This window comes from Mycobacteriales bacterium (assembly GCA_040902655.1).
GTDB lineage: Bacteria > Actinomycetota > Actinomycetes > Mycobacteriales > SCTD01 > SCTD01.
Window position 1 is genome coordinate 5,323 of the sequence record JBBDWV010000014.1, and the last position, 16,609, is coordinate 21,931.

Below are 16,609 nucleotides of genomic sequence, written 5' to 3' on the forward strand. Positions count from 1 at the left end.
GGCGGCACCGGAGACGCCGCCGACCGGGCCGGGCGGCTTCGTCGCCCCGTCCTGAGGTTGGCTGCCCTGGCCGGCGTCAGGACCCCCGTCTCAGGGCAGCACCCGGTCACCGAGCTGCGCCCGGATCACCTTCTTGTCGTACTTGCCGACGCTGGTCTTGGGCACCTCGTCGACCACGACCAGCTCGTCGGGCAGCCACCACTTGGCGACCCGCCCGGCCAGGAAGGCATGCAGGTCCTGCAGGGTCAGCTCCGCGCCCTCGCACAACGCGACGACCACCGCCGGCCGCTCGTCCCACTTCTGCGAAGGGATGCCGACGACGGCGGCTTCCCGCACCGCCGGGTGCGCCAGGACCGCCCCCTCCAGCTCGACCGAGCTGATCCATTCACCACCGGACTTCACCAGGTCCTTGCTGCGGTCGACGATGCGGAAGTAGCCGTCGCTCTCCATCACCGCCATGTCGCCGGTGCGCAGCCAGCCGTCGTGGAACGCCGCAGGGGACGGCCGGAGGTAGTCGGTGCAGACCCACGGCCCGCGGCACTCGAGCTCACCGACGCTCTCGCCGTCCCAGGGCAGCTCCTCGCCGCTCTCGCCGACGATCCGTGCCTCGAGCCCGGCGAAGATCGTGCCGGTCTTCGCGCGGACCTCGCGCAGCTCATGGGCGGGCAGCGCCCGGTGCCGGCGGCGCGGACGCGAGGCGGCGGCCACCGGTGAGGTCTCCGTCATCCCCCAGATCTGCACGATCTCGACGCCGAGTGCGTCGTAGGCCTCGAGCAGCGCGAGCGGCGTCGCCGCACCGCCGATCCCGATGGTGCGCAGCGACGACAGGTCCGCCGCACCGGACTGCGCCAGCGGCAGCAGCCCGGTCCAGATGGTCGGCACGCCAGCGGTCCAGGTGACCCGCTCCGACGCGATGATCCGGGCCAGGTTGGCCGGTGACGTGTCGGCTCCCGCGAGCACCAGCTCGGCTCCCGTGAACGGGGCGGCGTACGGCAGCCCCCAGCCGCAGGCGTGGAACAGCGGCACCACCGGCAGCACCCGCTCGGCCTCGGACAGCGCGAGGGCATCGACCATGCAGGCGGCCATCGCGTGCAGGTACGTCGAGCGGTGGCTGTAGACGACGGCCTTCGGCATCCCCGTGGTGCCCGAGGTGTGGCACATGCCGCAGGCGTCGTCCTCCGCCAGCTCCGGCAGGTCCACCAGCGGCGTGGCCGCGGCGCGGGCCAGCAGCTGCTCGCCATCCAGGATGCCGCCGATGCCGTCCGACCCGCCCGCGCCGAGCCGGACGTACGTCCGCACGCTCGGCAGCCGGTCGACCAGCGGCGCCAGCCGGGGGACCAGGTCGTCGTCGACGAACAGCACCGTGTCGCCCGCGTCGGCGACGACATGCTCGAGCTGCTCGTCGTGCAGCCGGATGTTCACCATGTGCAGGACCGCTCCGGCCAGCGGCACCGCGTAGTACAACTCGACGTGGCGGCTGCTGTTGTTGGCGAACGTCGCGACCCGGTCCCCCGGCTGCACGCCGAGTTCGCGCAGCACCGTCACGAGCCGGAGCACCCGGTCGGCCAGCTGACCGTACGTCGTGCGGGTCGAGCCGGTGGGCAGCGCGTCGACGACCTCACCCGCGGCGTAGACGGTGCGCATCCGGTCGAAGATGGTCCGGACGGTGAGTGGCTGCGTGCCCATCAGGCCCTGCACGACGGGACCTCCTCCGACAGGGTGGGGGTGGCCGGGCAGCTGCTCACCGGTGACGGTCCAGCCAGCCGAGCAGGACCTTCTCCACCTGTTCCGGCTGGTCGGTCGTCAGCAGGTGGTTGGCGTCCGGCAGCACGGTGAGCTCGGCGCCCGGGATGGCCTGCGCGAGCATCCTGCCGTTGTCGGCCGGCACCAGCCGGTCGATCTCGCCGTGCAGGACCAGCGTCGGGGCCGAGACCCCCGACAGCCGGGGCAGGCCACTCCACTGCGAGCTTCCCGTCAGCTGGTTGAGGTAGCCCTCGGGGGAGGCGGCGAGCGGGAAGCGCACCGCCCAGTCCTGCTCGATCTGCTCGCGGGGGGTGCCGGGGGCGTAGTTGAAGGGCAGCGACATCTCGGCCGCCTCCTGCACCGTCAGCTGGCCGCGGTTGCCGAGCATCGCCAGCGCCTCGGGGTCCCACACGGCGTGCGCGGCGCCGGCATGTGTCGCGACCAGGCACAGCGAGCGGACCCGCTCGGGTGCGGACAGGGCGATCTCCTGCGCGATCAGGCCGCCCATCGACAGACCGACGACCTGCGCCACGTCGGTCCCGGCCTCGTCCAGCACCGCGAGGCAGTCGGCGGCCATCGTCTCGACGGTGTACGGGGCCCCCGGGACGTCGCCGGTCAGACCGGCGCCCCGGTTGTCCAGGCGCAGCACGCGGTAACGCTCGGCCAGCGCGGGGACCTGCCGCCACCACATGGCGGCCGGATAGGCCAGCCCCATGATCAGCAGGACCGGCGGCGCGCCGTCGTCGCCGGCACTGCTCCAGGCGATCCGGGCTCCGTCGGGACGTTCGATGACCGGCACGCTGCGATCCCTCCTGTACGGGGTGATGCGGAGCGGGCGCCCCGGCGCCCTCCTGCACGCACCATCGTGACATCGAGGCCGTGCTCACCTCGCGGCACCTCGCCGAGCCGGTCGGGAGGGGATTTCGCGCGGGTGGGGTCGGCCGGCGTGTGCGGTCGTGGCGGGTCGGTGCACTGGTGGTCGGCGTCGCGGTGACTGTCCGGTGTCGCCGGCCGGCCGCGGGTGTGTCCGGCAGCCCGCTCCACCAGCCCACAGGATGCGACCAGGAGCGCCGGCAGGTAGGCCGCCCTCACCGGCCGGTGATCAACGCCGGACTTCCTCATCTTCGTGAGCCGGCAAAAATGAGGAAGCCCGGCGTTGATCACTACAGCACCTCGGCGGCGGGGATGGACGCCGCGTCCGCCCGTCCCGGCACGGGCGGGCTCTGCACGGTTGCTGCCACGGCAGCACGGCGGACTTTCGCGAATCCACCGCAACCGAGTGCTGTGGATTCGCGAGAGCCGCAACGCGCCCGGGACGATCAGCCTCAGTAGCGGTACATCTCGCTCTTGTACGGGCCCTCGACGTCCACCCCGATGTACTCCGCCTGCTCCTTGCGGAGCTTGGTCAGCTTGACGCCCAGCGCGTCGAGGTGCAGCCGCGCGACCTTCTCGTCCAGGTGCTTGGGCAGCACGTAGACCTGCGTCTCGTACGCGTCGTTCTTGGTCCAGAGCTCGATCTGGGCGATCGTCTGGTTGGTGAAGCTGTTGCTCATCACGAAGGACGGGTGACCGGTCGCGTTACCGAGGTTCAGCAGGCGCCCCTCGCTCAGCAGGATGATCGAGTGCTCCGGCCGGTCAGCGGTGGCCGGGAAGATCCACTCGTCGACCTGCGGCTTGATGTTGTTGCGGGTGACGCCCGGGAACCTGGTCAGACCCGCCACGTCGATCTCGTTGTCGAAGTGGCCGATGTTCCCGACGATCGCCTTGTCCTTCATCCGGGCCATCTGGTCGGCCAGGATGATGTCCTTGTTGCCGGTGGTGGTGATGAACAGGTCGGCCGTCTCGAGGACGTCCTCGAGGGTGAGGACCTGGTAGCCCTCCATCGCGGCCTGCAGCGCGCAGATCGGGTCGATCTCCGTGACGATCACGCGGGCACCCTGGTTGCGCAGCGAGGCCGCCGAGCCCTTGCCGACGTCGCCGTAGCCGCAGACGACCGCGGTCTTGCCGGCCAGCATGACGTCGGTGGCCCGGAAGATGCCGTCGACGAGGGAGTGCCGGCAGCCGTAGAGGTTGTCGAACTTCGACTTCGTCACGCTGTCGTTGACGTTGATCGCCGGGAACAGCAGGGTGCCGGCCCGGTGGAACTCGTACAGGCGCATGACGCCGGTCGTGGTCTCCTCGGTGACGCCCTTGATGCCGGCGGCGATGGTGGTGAAGCGCTGCGGGTCCTGGGCGAGCGAGCGGCGCAGGGTGTCCAGGACGACGGCGTACTCCTCGGAGTGCGTCTCGTCGGTGCTCGGCACGACACCGGCCTTCTCGAACTCGACGCCCTTGTGGATGAGCAGCGTCACGTCGCCGCCGTCGTCGAGGATCATGTTCGGGCCCTGACCGTCCGGCCACTGCACGACCTGCTCGGTGCACCACCAGTACTCCTCCAGCGTCTCGCCCTTCCAGGCGAAGACGGGGACACCGGCAGGCTGGTCGACGGTGCCGGTCGGCCCGACGGCGACGGCCGCGGCCGCGTGGTCCTGGGTGGAGAAGATGTTGCAGCTCACCCAGCGCACCTGCGCGCCGAGCTCGACCAGCGTCTCGATGAGGACAGCGGTCTGGATGGTCATGTGCAGCGAGCCGGTGATGCGGGCGCCGGTCAGCGGCTTGCTCGGCCCGAACTCCCTGCGCATCGACATCAGGCCGGGCATCTCGTGCTCGGCCAGTCGGATCTCCTTGCGGCCGTAGTCGGCCAGCGAGAGGTCGGCGACCTTGAAGTCCTGGGTCGGAGCGGTGGTGGTCATGCGATGTCCTGTCGGTCGGGGGTTCGGTCGGGAGGAAGGAGCTGCGCGTGCTTGTCCTGCTCGAAGGCCAGCCAGTCGCCGTCGGGCAGCTCGTACGGGGGGTGGTCGGCCGGTGGCGGTGGCGGTGGCGGTGGCGCAGCCTCGAACCACTCGTCGAGCGCGGCGGAGAGCTCGGGCTCGCGGCGCAGCCGCAGGGCGAAACCGACGTCACCGAGCTCGACGCGGTGTGTCTCGAGCAGCTCGCGCAGGGTGCGCAGCCGCTGGAGCTGGGCCGGGCCGTACAGCCGGTAGCCCGCCGCCGAACGCGGTGACTCCACGAGCCCGAGCTGCTCGACGTAGCGCAGCATCCGGGGCGACCAGCCGGTGCTGGTCGCGGCCTGGTGGATCGTCAGCGCGGTCATCCGGCCCAACATTAGCAGCAGTGTGTCAAGGGTGATCAGCCCCAGCGCCCCGACCTTGCCACGATCGTGTCAGGCCAGGTGGAGCTCAAGCGCGCCAGGTGGACAGGTAACGCTCCTGTGCCGGGCTGAGGTCGTCGAGGGCGATGCCGAGCGCCGCCAGCTTGGTGCGGGCGACCTCGTCGTCGATGGCCGCCGGCACCGGGTGCACCCCCGGCTCGAGGTCGGCCTGCGCGAGCCACTCGACCGTCAGCGCCTGCACCGCGAAGGAGATGTCCATGACCGAGGCCGGGTGGCCGTCCGCGGCGGCCAGGTTCGCCAGCCGGCCCTCGGCCAGCAGGAGCAGCCGGCGGCCGTCCGGGAATTCGTACGCGTCGACGTGCGGGCGGACCCGGCGGTGCACCGCGACCGCCTGTGCGGCGAGTCCCTCCACGTCGATCTCGACGTCGAAGTGCCCGGCGTTGGCGAGCACCGCTCCGTCCCGCATGAGCGCGAAGTGCCCGCCGGCGAGCACGTCGCGGTTGCCGGTCGTCGTGACGAAGACGTCCCCGAGCGGCGCGGCCTCGGCCATCGGCAGCACCCGGTGGCCGTCGAGCACCGCCTCGAGTGCCCGCCGCGGCTCGACCTCGGTGACGAGGACCTGGGCACCCAGTCCCCGGGCGCGGGCGGCGATCCCCCTGCCGCACCAGCCGTAGCCGGCCACCACGACGACGGTGCCGGCCAGCAGCGTGCCGGTCGCGCGCATGACGGCGTCGAGGGTCGACTGGCCGGTGCCGTGCCGGTTCGCGACGAGCAGCTGCATCGGCGTGTCGTTCACCGCCGCCATCGCCAGCCGCAGCGCGCCGTCGGCGGCCATCTGCCGCAGCCGCAGGACGCCCGTGCCGGTCTGCTCCCCACCCGCGCGCACGCCGTCGAGCAGGTCGGTGCGCTCACCGTGCAGCACGTCGACCAGGTCGCAGCCGTCGTCGAGCAGCAGCTGCGGACGGCACTCCAGGGCTGCCAGCAGGTGTGCGCGGTAGCCCTGGCGGTCGACGCCGTGGCGTGCGTGCACGCCGATCCCGTCGACGACCAGGGCGGCGGCGACGTCGTCCTGCGTGGACAGCGGGTTGGACGCGGCCAGGTGCAGCTCGGCGCCACCGACGGTCAGGGTGCGGGCGAGCGCGGCCGTCTCCGGGGTGAGGTGCGCGCAGGCGGCGATCCGGAGACCGCGCAGCGGGGACTCGCGCGCGAACCGCTCGCGCAGCCGGTGCAGCACCGGCATCGCGCGCTCGGCGAAGTCGACCCGGCGCCTGCCCGCGCCGGCCAGGCCCAGGTCGGCGACGTCGTGGGCAGGCAGTGCGGGCACCGGGCCATGCTGCCCCACGCGGCTGCGGGGATGCGCCGGCCCGCAGCCGGCGGGTCAGCCGGCCCGCAGCCGGCGACGTCAGCTCCGGCGCTCCCGGGCCTGTGCCGCCGGTGCCCCCTTGTCGCGCTTCGCGCGGGGCTGCGGGAGATGCATCTCGCGCGGCACACAGTGCTCGCGGGCGTGCTCGTCGAGCTCACTGGCGTAGTGGAACCGCAGGCCGCAGAGCGGGCAGTGCAGCGTGGACATGGGGCCCTCCCTCCGAAGGGAACAGCTCCATGGTGCGCCTCGCAGCAGCGGTTGGGAAGGCCTCCCGCCGCCGCGTCGTCGGGGGCGTCAGACCGGCGCCCGCTCCGGCCGGTAGAGGTCGGGCTCCAGATACATCGCCCGGGCCATCGGGACCTCCGCGCGCACCCGCGCCTCGGCCTGGTCGATCGCGGCCGCGACGCGCTCCACGGACATCCCCGGCGCCAGGGCGAGCTTGGCGGCCACGAGCAGCTCGTCCGGCCCGAGGTGCAGCGTCCTGAGGTGGATCACCCGGATCACCTGCTCGCCGTCGACGAGGGCGGTGCGGATCCGCGCGACGTCGGCCTTGCTGCCGCTCTCGCCGAGCAGCAGGCCGCGCATCTCGAGCACGAGAATGACCGCGATGACCAGCAGCAGCACACCGATGGCCAGGGTGCCGAGCGCGTCCCACAGCAGGTCACCCGTGAGCGCGGAGATCGCCACGCCGACCAGCGCGAGGATCAGGCCGACCAGCGCGCCGAGGTCCTCGAGCAGCACCACGGGCAGCTCGGGCGCCTTGGCGGTACGGACGAAGCCCCACCAGGTCTGGTCCCCCTTGAGCGGCCGGGACTCGCGGATGGCGGTGCGGAAGGAGAAGATCTCGGCGACGATCGCGAACAGCAGGATCCCGATCGCGACCTCCGGCCGGTTCAGCGTCTCGCCGTGCGCGGCCTCCTCCAGCTTGTGAGAGCCCTCGTAGAGGGAGAACAGGCCGCCGAGCACGAACAGCACGAGGGCGACCACGAACGCCCAGAAGTAGCGCTCCCGGCCGTAGCCGAAAGGGTGCTCCTCGTCCGCGGCCTTCTTGGCCTTCCTGCCGCCGAGCAGCAGCAGACCCTGGTTGCCGGAGTCGGCGACCGAGTGCACCGACTCGGCGAGCATCGCGCTCGAGCCCGTGATCAGGAAGCCGACGAACTTGGCGACGGCGATCGCGGCGTTCGCGACCAGCGCCGCAATCACCGCCTTGGTGCCGTGGCCGTCTCCCCCAGCACTCACGGCTGCTCCTCGCTCACTGCGCGATGCGCGACTTCAGGACGGTGATGGCGTCGACCGGCGTCGGGTCGATCCCCTGCAACAGGGCAAGGTATGCCGAGGCGTAGTCGGTGCGGCCGACCAGCGACGCGAGCCGGGCGAGGGCGGAGCCGCCCTCGGCCTGCAGCTGCAGCACGGGGACGTCGCGCTCACGGGCGAGCTCGGCGCTGACGTCGGCGCGGCGGGCGACCTGGGGGTGCTCGTCGGCCTCGCGCAGCAGCACCAGGGACAGCTGCCCCTCCTGCTCCTCGTCGTCACCGCGGTCACGGAAGAAGTCGTCGTCCGGCGGAGCAGCCGCCCGGCCGGAGAACGGGCCGTCGAAGGCGACGACCTGGTTGTGGTTCGCCTCCGGGAGCAGCCCCCAGGCGGCGGGGGTCTTGGCGTTCTCGTTGAGCTGGCAGGCGAAGCGGTAGGCGGCGGCGCCGGCGAGCGGGCTGGTGCCCCACAACACGGGCAGCCGCGACTGCAGGTCGAGGGCCAGCCGCTTGGCCGGGTTGACGAGGGAGTCGGCGTCGACGCGGCAGCGGTCGGCGACCTCCTCGAGCACGCGCGCGGCCTCCTCGACCGCCTCGGGCGGCGCCTGCAGCAGACCGAGTTCGTGCGCAGCCAGGACCAGCGGCGTGGACAGCGCCCACATGGTTGCCCGGGGCTGACGGCCCTGGCTGACGGGCACGAACACGGCGCGGCCGCGCTGGCCGAGGTCGTCCACCGGCGAACCGGCGCGGCCGACGACGAGCAGCCGGCAGCCTCGGCGTACGGCCTCCTCGAGCGCGGAGAGCGTCTCCTCGGTGGACCCAGAGCACGAGACGGCGACGACGAGGTCGACCGGCCCGACCCAGCCGGGCAGGCCGTAGCCGCGGTGGGTGAGGACCGGCACGGGACAGGTGGGTCCGGCGACGGCGGCCAGCACGTCGCCCGCGATGCCGGAGCCGCCCATGCCGCAGACGACGACCGCGCGCGGCCGCCCGTCCTCGGCCAGGGAGGCGATGCCGGCCTCGGCCGCCAGCAGCGCGGCCTCGCGGACCTGAGCGGCCGCGGAGGAGATCGCGGGCAGCATGCCGCCCGGGTCGCCTGCCTCGAGCGCGGCCGCGTCGTCGAGCAGGGTCTCGGAGGGCGTCACGCCGGCTTGCGCGCCTCGTCGACGAGCAGCACCGGGATGTCGTCGCGCACCGGGTAGGCGAGCCCGCACCCGGTGCACACCAGCTCCTCGGCGGCCTCGTCGGCGCGCAGCGGGCTGTGGTCGACCGGGCAGGCCAGGATGTCGAGCAGGGCGGCGTCCAGCTTCATGAGCGGCACTCTAGCGACGGATGAGGCCGAGCACCTCGTCGCGCACCCGCTGCATGGTGGCGGCGTCGGGCGCCTCGACGTTCAGGCGCAGCAGCGGCTCGGTGTTGCTGGCCCGGACGTTGAACCACCAGCCCTCCGAGGAGCTCACCGTCAGGCCGTCGAGCTCGTCCAGCTCGAGCCCGGAGTAGGTCTCCCGGATCGCAGCCAGCCGCGCGGCCTGGTCCTCGACGGTGGAGTTGATCTCGCCGCTGGCGGCGTAGCGGCTGTAGGACGCGAGCAGCTGCGACAGCGTGCCGTCCTGGCCGCCGAGCGCGGCGAGGGTGTGCAACGCGGCGAGCATGCCGGAGTCGGCGTTCCAGAACTCGGCGAAGTAGAAGTGACCGGAGTGCTCCCCGCCGAAGACGGCGCCGGTACGGGCCATCTCGGCCTTGATGAACGAGTGGCCCACCCTGGTGCGGACGGGGGTGCCACCGTTCTCGCTGACCACCTCCGGCACCGCCCGGCTCGTGATCAGGTTGTGGATCACCGTCGCGCCGGGGTGCTTGGCCAGCTCGCGGTCGGCAATCAGGGCGGTGAGCACGGACGGGCTGACGATCTCGCCCCGCTCGTCGACGACGAAGCAGCGGTCGGCGTCGCCGTCGAAGGCCAGCCCGAGATCGGCACCGCCGGCGACCACCGCGGCCTGCAGGTCGGCGGTGTTGGCCGGGTCGATCGGGTTGGCCTCGTGGTTCGGGAAGCTGCCGTCGAGCTCGAAGTACAGCTCGGTGCTCTGCAGCGGCAAGCCGGCGAAGACGGCCGGGACGGTGTGGCCACCCATGCCGTTGCCGGCGTCCACGACCACCTTCAGCGGGCGGATCGACTCGATCCCGGGCACGAGCTGCTTCATGTACGACGCGTAGCCGGCGAGCAGGTCCTGCGACGTGACCGTGCCCGGCCGCCCGTCGAAGCTGGGCAGCCCCTCGTCGAGGTAGCGCTCGGCGTCGGCGCGCAGCTGCGCCAGGCCGGAGTCCTGGCCGACCGGCCGGGCACCCGCGAGGCAGAGCTTGATGCCGTTGTAGCGGGCCGGATTGTGGCTCGCGGTGAACATCGCGCCGGGGACGTCGAGCGTGCCGGCCGCGTAGTAGAGCAGGTCGGTCGAGCCGAGGCCGGCGTCGACGACGTCGACGCCCTGGCTGGTGGCCCCCTCGGCGAAGGCCGCGCTCAACGCGACGCCGCTCTCCCGCATGTCCCGCGCGGTGACGATGCGTGGGCTGCCGGCGAACCGGGCGAAGGCCGCGCCGAGGGCACGGGCGACGGCGGGATCGAGCTCGCCGGGACACAGCCCGCGTACGTCGTAGGCCTTGACGATGGCGGACAGGTCACGGGTCATGGGGCCAGAGATTAGGCCCTGTGGATCAGGCCCTGTGGATCAGGCCCTGTGCTTCTGCGCCTTGCCGAGCACCGTCGCGATGTCGAGTTCGCGGTCGCCCTGCTTCCAGGACTTGGCCTCACACGCGTGGCAGGAGGTGAAATCGACCGACGAGCCGTCCGTGAGCGTCATCGTGATCCCGGTGACCCGGTTGCTCTTGCAGGCGCCGCAGACGGCGAGCAAAGCAGTGGGGGTGGTGGCGAGCGACATCGGGATCTCCTGTGACCTGGGGAAGGCGTTCGTCCTACCTTCGGCGCCTTGTCGGGTGGCTTGAGAATCCGGCGTGTCCGGGACGAATCCGGCGCTCATCCAGGAGTCGGCAGAGCCCGCAGGTGACCGCGGCGGCCGGTGCCGCCGTCCGGTCCGCCGGGCCCGGGGCCGGCGGACGGGCGGGCCGCCTCACGGACGGCGTTGGCCAGCGCCTCCAGGTCGTCACTGCTGCGGCTCCGCACGACGTCGGGGTGCTCGGGCTGGTGCCGCACGACCTCCCAGCCGCGGGGGGCGGTCAGCCGGGTGGCGTGCAGCTCGCACAGGTCGTAGCAGTGCGGCTCGGCCTGCACGGCCAGCGGACCGACCACGGCGGCCCGGTCGGCGTAGGCATAGGTGAGCGTCGCGACTGCGGGAAGGGCGCACGCGGTGCGGGAGCAGCGCCGAACAGAGCTCACGGGCGTGGACGGTAGCGGACGCGCCGCGGCCTGCCGAGCGACGCGCCGCAGCCGGGCACCGGCAGGGCCGCCCCGGCCGGCCCTCGCTCGCCTACCCTCGGCGGGTGGCTCCTACCCCCGATGGCGCGCCCGGGCGGCGCCGCCGGCGGCGGGACCGGCACGGCCGCGGCCTGCGCGGCCCGCTGGTGCCGATGACGATCGACGTGGGCGGCCGCGAGCTGCGGGTCCCGGTGTCCCAGACCCGCGGGGAGCGCTTCGACGACCTGGTCCTGGACGCTGTCGAGGACCTCGAGCAGCGCTGGGCCAGCGAACTCGAGGGGGTGGAGTTCGCGGTGGAGGACGTGCCGGCGGTCCCACTGGACGGCGAGCTGCCGGACGACGTGGTCGCCGACGAGACGGCCGGCGGCGCCGTTCCCCTCGGGCGGCTGCTGCCACCGGGTGTGGACGCGCGTGGACGCCCTACGGCGCCGCGGGTGGTCGTCTACCGGCGCCCCCTGGAGGCCCGGGCCAGCGATCCCGGTGACCTCGCGGACCTGGTGCACGACGTCGTCGTGGACCAGGTCGCCCGGCTGCTCCACCTGGACCCGGACGAGGTCGACCCGCAGTAGGGTCAGCGACCGGCGCCGGGGTCCGCGACCACGGCGGGCCGGCTCACGGTGGTCCGCGGCGGACCGAGCGGCAGCAGCGTCGTGAGCGGGCCACGGACGCCGCGCTCGCGGGCGTAGCGGGCGGCGTGGACCGGGCCGGACACGGGGCGCACCTCGACGGCGAGGGATCCGGTCGACCGCGGCGGCAGGAACCGGGACAGCCGCACCGCGACCGTGGTCCCGGAGGGCACCTCGACGCGACGGGGCTCCGGCAGGCCGCCCGGCGCCGCGACCGGGACGACGTCGACGGCCGCATCCCCGGACAGCGCCGACAGCAACAACGTCACCTCGGTCGGCGGGGACAGCCGCACGTCGGCCAGCAGCGCTGGTCGGGTCAGCGCGGGCGTACCGGCGCTGTAGGCGATCTCGCGCACCGGCCCGTCCTGCCGGTCGACGATCGCCGCGCCGGCGAGCACGGCGGGACCATCGGAGACGACCCGCATCGCCGCGGGCGTCGCGGCCAGCGCCTCGGACAGGTCGAGCTGCACGCTGGTGCCGGCCGGCACCGCGACGGCCGCCATCCCGTCGGGGACGAGCCGGCCGTCGTCGGTGGTCAGCTCGACCCGGACGACGGCGTCGTCACCGCCCGGGTTGGTGATCAGGGCGGTGCGCCGGCCGGGCCCGCGCGGCAGGCCGGGGACCACCACGTCCCCGGCCGGCTGGGTGGCCGGCACCCAGTCCGTGCCGAGCGGGATCCGGCCGTCCACCCGCACCACCCGCAGCGCGGCCGCCACCCGTCCGCGCGCGCTGCGCACGTGGACGGCGAGCAGGTCACGGTCGGGTGCCAGTCGCTCCAGCGGTACGGAGGCCCGTCCGCGGGCGGGCACCCGGATCCCGCGCCCCGGCCGGGGGTCGGCCGGGCCGTCGGATGTCCAGACGCCGACGTCGACGACGGCCGGGGCGTCCTCGACGTTGACGAGCAGCAGCTCGGCGCTGTGTCCCACCCGGGTGGATCCGCCGACGAACCAGTGGCTGGCGCCGGGGGCGGGGCAGCTCAGCGCGGCGACGCCCAGGCGGTTTCCCGCCGTCGCCCGGGTCGACTGCTCCGCCAGCAGAGCGCCGGCGGCCGGCCCCTGCGCGGTGACGACCACGGCACCGGCCGGTTCGTTCCCGGCCAGGTCCCGCACGACGGGGGCCGGCGCCAGCGCGGCGGCCGGCTCCCCCAGCCGGCCCGCGGCGGTGCCGCTCCCGGCCCTGCCGGCGGTGGCGCCACGCTCGCCCACCTGACGTACGTCGGGACAGACGACGGTCGCGCCGACGACCGCCGCACGCGCCGCGGCAGGAACCGCGTCGGCCACCGGTCCGGGCGCCTGGCCGGCGGCGACGGCCGTCAGCAGGGCCAGCACGAGGCCGAGCCGGCCGGGAGTGCTCACCGCTGCACCTCGAGGCCGCGTCGACCCGGCGGCCGCGGGCCGGCCTGCACAGCGACCAGCACCACGGCCAGGGCCTGCAGCGCCAGCAGGGCCGGGGCGACCCCCGGCGGCTCCGCCACCGGACTGGCCGCGGGCAGGACCCGCCACAGGGCGGGGCCGAAGACCGGTTGCCGGTCCAGACCCGGCTGCGCGTCGAGCGCCGCGGCCGCGGGACCGTCAGCGCCCGTGAGCGCGACGAACCGGACGCCGGCGGCGGCGACGGTCCCCGCCGCATCGGTGCCGCGCGGCGTCAGCAGCTCGGCGACCGGCGGGTCGAGGGCTGCGGGCCGGTCGCCCCACTGGGGTCCGGCGGCCCCGGTCAGCGCGTAGCCGACCGTGCCGTCCGGCCGCTCCGTCAGCAGCAGGGCGCGCAGCCCCGGCTCGGCCGCCAGCTCGGCGCGGACGAAGGCCGGCAGGACGAAGGGGTCGACGCGCTGCAGCGGGGAGTCGGCTCCGCTGCGGAGCCACTCGACCGCACACACGACGGGAACGGCGCCGGCGAGGACGACCACGAGGACCGAAGTGAGCTGGCGCCACCCGAAGGACGAGCGCGACAGCCGCTCCTGCAGGCCTTCTGCGCCCACCAGAGCAGCCAGCAGCATCCCGGCAGCAGCCAGATCGAGCGGCAGCCCCGGCCACACCGGCGACCCGGCCGCGGAGGTGCGGGTGAGCAGCAGCGCGGCGGCCAGGCCGGTCAGCGCGAGGCCCCACCCGGCCGCAGCGGTACCCGCCCGCCGGCTCCGCAGCAGCCCGCCGAGCGCCGCGAGCAGCAACCCGGCTGTCGCGAGGACGACCGGGGTGCCCGGGCCGCCCGGCTGCAGGAGCAGCAGCTGCCAGGCAGGCAGCGCACCGTCGGCCAGACCCGGCCCGAGCCGGCCCGGACCGTGCAGGAGCGGGAAGCCGGAGGACCATGCCGGCAGGACGATGGCCGGCACCGCGGCGGCCAGTGCACAGGCCAGCGCCCGCCGACGGGCGGCCGGGCGCCGTTCCGCCGCGCAGGCGAGGATGCGCTGCACGCCGGCGCCGACCAGCAGCAGCGCGCCGAGCGGCCAGAGCAGCGGCGCGAGCGCAGCCACGACGGCCAGCGCCAGGCCGAGTGCCCACGCGTGCGACCAGCCTGCCCGGCGCGGGTCCTCGGTCGCGACGCGGTGGCCCAGCAGCAACAGAGCCGGGAGCGCAATGTGGACAGCGACGGTATCGAGCCGTCCGCCGGCGACGGCTCCGGTCGCGACCGGCAGGAGCGCCCACGACGCCGCCGCCCACGTCCGCAGCCCGCGGCTCCCGACGACCCGCCCGGCCACGCCGTAGGCCACCGCCCCTGCCAGCGGCACGGCACCGAGCAGCAACAGGTCGGTGAGCAGGGCTGCCTTGCCGAGCAGCGCGGTCGCCAGGGCGGCGAGAACGGCCAGCGCGGGCTCACCGGACGTGGCGTAGCCGGACCACAGCTGCCCGGCGGTGGCCGGCACCGGCAGCAGGCGCCCACCTGCCAGGACGCCGCCGCCGAGCAGGTCGCGGCCCGCCAGCAGGGCCAGCACCGCCAGTGTCAGGGTGAGGACCAGACCGGGGCGTACGGGCAGCCGCGGTGCCGGGCGGGGCTCGTCGAGCGTAGGGACGCCGCGGGGGCCGCCGCGGTCGAGCAACGCGCCGACCCGCAGCCGTGTCCGCGCCGCCGGCGAGGCCATCAGCGGGCGCAGCGCACCCGGTGCGAGCTCGCGGGTGGCGGCGCGGGCGCGGCGGGCGCCGAGCAGTCGGGCCGGCCGGCCGAGGACTCCTGCCAGGGCGGTCAACTCGTCTGACGCCGCTCCTGGCTGCCGGGACAGCAGCAGGGAAAGGGCGCGCAACAGGCCGACCAGGACGAGCCATGGCAGCGCGGCGGCGACCCGCCAGCCGGCGGCGTGGGCGAGCTGGACGTGCAGGGCGGCCCGCCGGTCCACGGCCAGCAGCCGGCCGCGGACCGCGTGGGGCCGTCGACGGCCGGTCGTGACGGCGCGGACGTGGCGCATGCGCGCCGCCGGCACGACCACGACGGCGTGACCGGCGGCGTTGGCCCGCCAGCCGAGGTCCACCTCGTTCCGGAACAGCGGCAGGGCAGGATCCAGGCCCCCGAGCTGGTCCCAGACGTCCCGGCGGACGAGTGCACCGGCGGTACCGACGGCCAGCACCCCGCGCGGCGCGTGCAACTGACCCTGGTCGAGCTCGCCCGGCTCGACTCCGGTGTCGCGGTAGCCGGTGCCATCGGTGGTCACGCCGGCCTCGACGAGCACCCGCGGATCATCCCAGTCGACCACCTTCGGGCCGAGCACAGCCGCGTCCGGCTGCCGACGGGCCTGTGTCAGCAGGGCCTCCAGAGCCGAGGCGTCCGGAGCGCAGTCGTCGTGCAGCAGCCAGACCCAGCCGGTGTCGGCAGGCAGCGCGGCCAGGGCAGCGGCGACCGCCGAGCCGTAACCCGTCGTCGGCGACAGCTCGAGCACATGGCCGGTGGCACGGCGAAGCAGGTTGGCGCTGCCGTCACTGCTGCCGGTGTCGACGGCGATGACGCGCGCCGGGCGGACGGTCTGGGCGGCGAGGGCGGCGAGCGCCTCGGGCAGCCACCGGCTGCCGTCGTGGGCGACGATCACCGCGGTGACGGGAACGACTCGCGGGGTCGGAGTCGGGACCGGGATGCGGGCAACGTCCGACCTCCCGGGCCGGCGGTCGGACGTCGTGCTGAGCGTCAGGGTGCTCAGCCGGCGACGCGCTTGAGGCGCCGGCGCTCACGCTCGGACAATCCACCCCAGATACCGAAGCGCTCGTCCTGCTCCAAGGCGTACTCCAGGCAGTCGCCCTTGACCTCGCAGCCGACACAGATGCGCTTGGCCTCCCGGGTCGAGCCGCCCTTCTCCGGGAAGAACGCCTCCGGGTCGGTCTGGGCGCAGAGCGCCTGCTCCTGCCAGCCCAGCAGCCCCGGCTCGTCGACACCCGCACCCAGGGCGGCCAGGTGGATCGGCTCGCTCATCTCGTCTCCTCGGACCAGATCTCGGCCGGCCCGGCGACTGCCGGACCGCGATGGGTGTCACCAGGCAGACGACCTGCAGGCCTGCTGTCGGGGGGAACGACACGAAGGGAATTACACGCGTGTCGTGCGCTCCCGTCAAGCCGAGGGGTGCTAATGCCGTGATCCTGCGGCTGTGCCAGCGGTCAGCGCAGTGTGATGATGCCGTTTCGCAAGGTGATCAGGCAGCGCCGGTGACCGCGGCGCAGGGGATCGCCGAGCGGCGGCGCTCAGGGCCGGGGGCGGCGGAACAACCGGTGGATGCCGGTGTCCTCGTCCTCGTCCTCGTCCTCGTCCTCTGCCGGCGGTGGCGCAGGTCGGCTCGCCCAGCTGGTCTCGAGCGGAGCAGGGGGCGGGGCGGGCGGGCGGGGCGGGGCAGCCGGGGGCGGGGCAGCCGGGGGCGGGGCAGCCGGGGGCGGGGCAGCCGGGGACGGGGCAGCCGGGGGCGGGGCGGCGGGAGCCGCCTTCGCGGGGGGGCGATAGATCGACCTGGGCGGAACCGGCTCGGCCCGGGTCGGCTCGACGGTGGTCGGCTCGACGGTGGTCGGCTCGACGGTGGTCGGCTCG

Annotated in this window: 17 protein-coding genes; 1 reads left to right on the forward strand and 16 read right to left on the reverse strand. The window is 74.3% G+C overall.

Features of this window, described 5'->3' with window-relative positions:
• Positions 1–90 precede the first annotated feature (90 nt).
• From WD794_03045 to WD794_03100, 12 genes are all read right to left on the reverse strand, one after another.
• Positions 91–1,698 (reverse strand): long-chain fatty acid--CoA ligase, encoded by a 1,608-nt coding sequence (locus WD794_03045; GenBank protein MEX2289285.1) that lies wholly within the window; start codon positions 1,696–1,698, stop codon positions 91–93.
• A gap of 43 nt (positions 1,699–1,741) precedes the next feature.
• Positions 1,742–2,542 (reverse strand): alpha/beta fold hydrolase, encoded by an 801-nt coding sequence (locus WD794_03050; protein MEX2289286.1) that lies wholly within the window; start codon positions 2,540–2,542, stop codon positions 1,742–1,744.
• 526 nt (positions 2,543–3,068) lie between these two features.
• Positions 3,069–4,535, reverse strand: coding sequence for an adenosylhomocysteinase (ahcY, locus tag WD794_03055; GenBank protein MEX2289287.1), 1,467 nt, complete (start codon positions 4,533–4,535; stop codon positions 3,069–3,071).
• On the reverse strand, positions 4,532–4,936 hold the full coding sequence (locus WD794_03060; GenBank protein MEX2289288.1) for a MerR family transcriptional regulator: 405 nt from the start codon (positions 4,934–4,936) through the stop codon (positions 4,532–4,534). Before WD794_03060 ends, ahcY begins: the two co-directional genes overlap by 4 nt.
• Positions 4,937–5,021: 85 nt before the next feature.
• Positions 5,022–6,278, reverse strand: coding sequence for an adenosylhomocysteinase (locus WD794_03065; protein MEX2289289.1), 1,257 nt, complete (start codon positions 6,276–6,278; stop codon positions 5,022–5,024).
• Between the two features lie 78 nt (positions 6,279–6,356).
• Complete coding sequence (locus WD794_03070) at positions 6,357–6,524, reverse strand: hypothetical protein (GenBank protein MEX2289290.1); 168 nt, start codon at positions 6,522–6,524, stop codon at positions 6,357–6,359.
• Positions 6,525–6,611: 87 nt separating this feature from the next.
• On the reverse strand, positions 6,612–7,556 hold the full coding sequence (locus tag WD794_03075) for a cation diffusion facilitator family transporter (GenBank protein MEX2289291.1): 945 nt from the start codon (positions 7,554–7,556) through the stop codon (positions 6,612–6,614).
• Between the two features lie 13 nt (positions 7,557–7,569).
• Positions 7,570–8,712, reverse strand: coding sequence for a bifunctional phosphoglucose/phosphomannose isomerase (locus WD794_03080; protein ID MEX2289292.1), 1,143 nt, complete (start codon positions 8,710–8,712; stop codon positions 7,570–7,572).
• Entirely contained in the window at positions 8,709–8,879 is a 171-nt protein-coding gene (locus tag WD794_03085; GenBank protein ID MEX2289293.1) for a Trm112 family protein, read from the reverse strand. Before WD794_03085 ends, WD794_03080 begins: the two co-directional genes overlap by 4 nt.
• Before the next feature lie 10 nt (positions 8,880–8,889).
• Positions 8,890–10,248 carry a phosphomannomutase/phosphoglucomutase gene (locus tag WD794_03090; GenBank protein MEX2289294.1) on the reverse strand — a complete coding sequence of 453 codons (1,359 nt, stop codon included), beginning with the start codon at positions 10,246–10,248 and terminating at the stop codon, positions 8,890–8,892.
• A 39-nt stretch (positions 10,249–10,287) separates the two neighbouring features.
• Entirely contained in the window at positions 10,288–10,497 is a 210-nt protein-coding gene (locus tag WD794_03095; protein MEX2289295.1) for a hypothetical protein, read from the reverse strand.
• A 95-nt stretch (positions 10,498–10,592) separates the two neighbouring features.
• Positions 10,593–10,952: a DUF3499 domain-containing protein gene (locus WD794_03100; GenBank protein MEX2289296.1), complete on the reverse strand. Its 360-nt coding sequence runs from the start codon at positions 10,950–10,952 to the stop codon at positions 10,593–10,595.
• A gap of 104 nt (positions 10,953–11,056) precedes the next feature.
• On the opposite strand from WD794_03100, the gene WD794_03105 reads away from it, so the two are divergent.
• A complete protein-coding gene (locus WD794_03105; GenBank protein MEX2289297.1) occupies positions 11,057–11,560 on the forward strand; it encodes a metallopeptidase family protein in 504 nt (167 codons plus the stop codon).
• A gap of 2 nt (positions 11,561–11,562) precedes the next feature.
• On the opposite strand, the gene WD794_03110 is transcribed toward WD794_03105, so the two are convergent.
• From WD794_03110 to WD794_03125, 4 genes are all read right to left on the reverse strand, one after another.
• Complete coding sequence (locus tag WD794_03110) at positions 11,563–12,972, reverse strand: DUF5719 family protein (GenBank protein ID MEX2289298.1); 1,410 nt, start codon at positions 12,970–12,972, stop codon at positions 11,563–11,565.
• Positions 12,969–15,629 (reverse strand): glycosyltransferase, encoded by a 2,661-nt coding sequence (locus WD794_03115; GenBank protein ID MEX2289299.1) that lies wholly within the window; start codon positions 15,627–15,629, stop codon positions 12,969–12,971. The genes WD794_03110 and WD794_03115 overlap by 4 nt, the downstream gene beginning before the upstream one ends.
• A 104-nt stretch (positions 15,630–15,733) precedes the next feature.
• Positions 15,734–16,006: a WhiB family transcriptional regulator gene (locus tag WD794_03120; protein ID MEX2289300.1), complete on the reverse strand. Its 273-nt coding sequence runs from the start codon at positions 16,004–16,006 to the stop codon at positions 15,734–15,736.
• Positions 16,007–16,272: 266 nt separating this feature from the next.
• A partial coding sequence (locus tag WD794_03125; protein MEX2289301.1) for a hypothetical protein occupies positions 16,273–16,609 on the reverse strand: 337 nt, incomplete at its 5' end.

Excerpts from the sequence above, each read along its gene's own strand:
- ahcY (MEX2289287.1), bottom strand. The coding sequence starts at position 4,535 with ATGACCACCACCGCTCCGACCCAGGACTTCAAGGTCGCCGACCTCTCG.
- WD794_03060 (MEX2289288.1), bottom strand. The coding sequence starts at position 4,936 with ATGACCGCGCTGACGATCCACCAGGCCGCGACCAGCACCGGCTGGTCG.
- WD794_03070 (MEX2289290.1), bottom strand. The coding sequence starts at position 6,524 with ATGTCCACGCTGCACTGCCCGCTCTGCGGCCTGCGGTTCCACTACGCC.
- WD794_03085 (MEX2289293.1), bottom strand. The coding sequence starts at position 8,879 with ATGAAGCTGGACGCCGCCCTGCTCGACATCCTGGCCTGCCCGGTCGAC.
- WD794_03090 (MEX2289294.1), bottom strand. The coding sequence starts at position 10,248 with ATGACCCGTGACCTGTCCGCCATCGTCAAGGCCTACGACGTACGCGGG.
- WD794_03095 (MEX2289295.1), bottom strand. The coding sequence starts at position 10,497 with ATGTCGCTCGCCACCACCCCCACTGCTTTGCTCGCCGTCTGCGGCGCC.
- WD794_03120 (MEX2289300.1), bottom strand. The coding sequence starts at position 16,006 with ATGAGCGAGCCGATCCACCTGGCCGCCCTGGGTGCGGGTGTCGACGAG.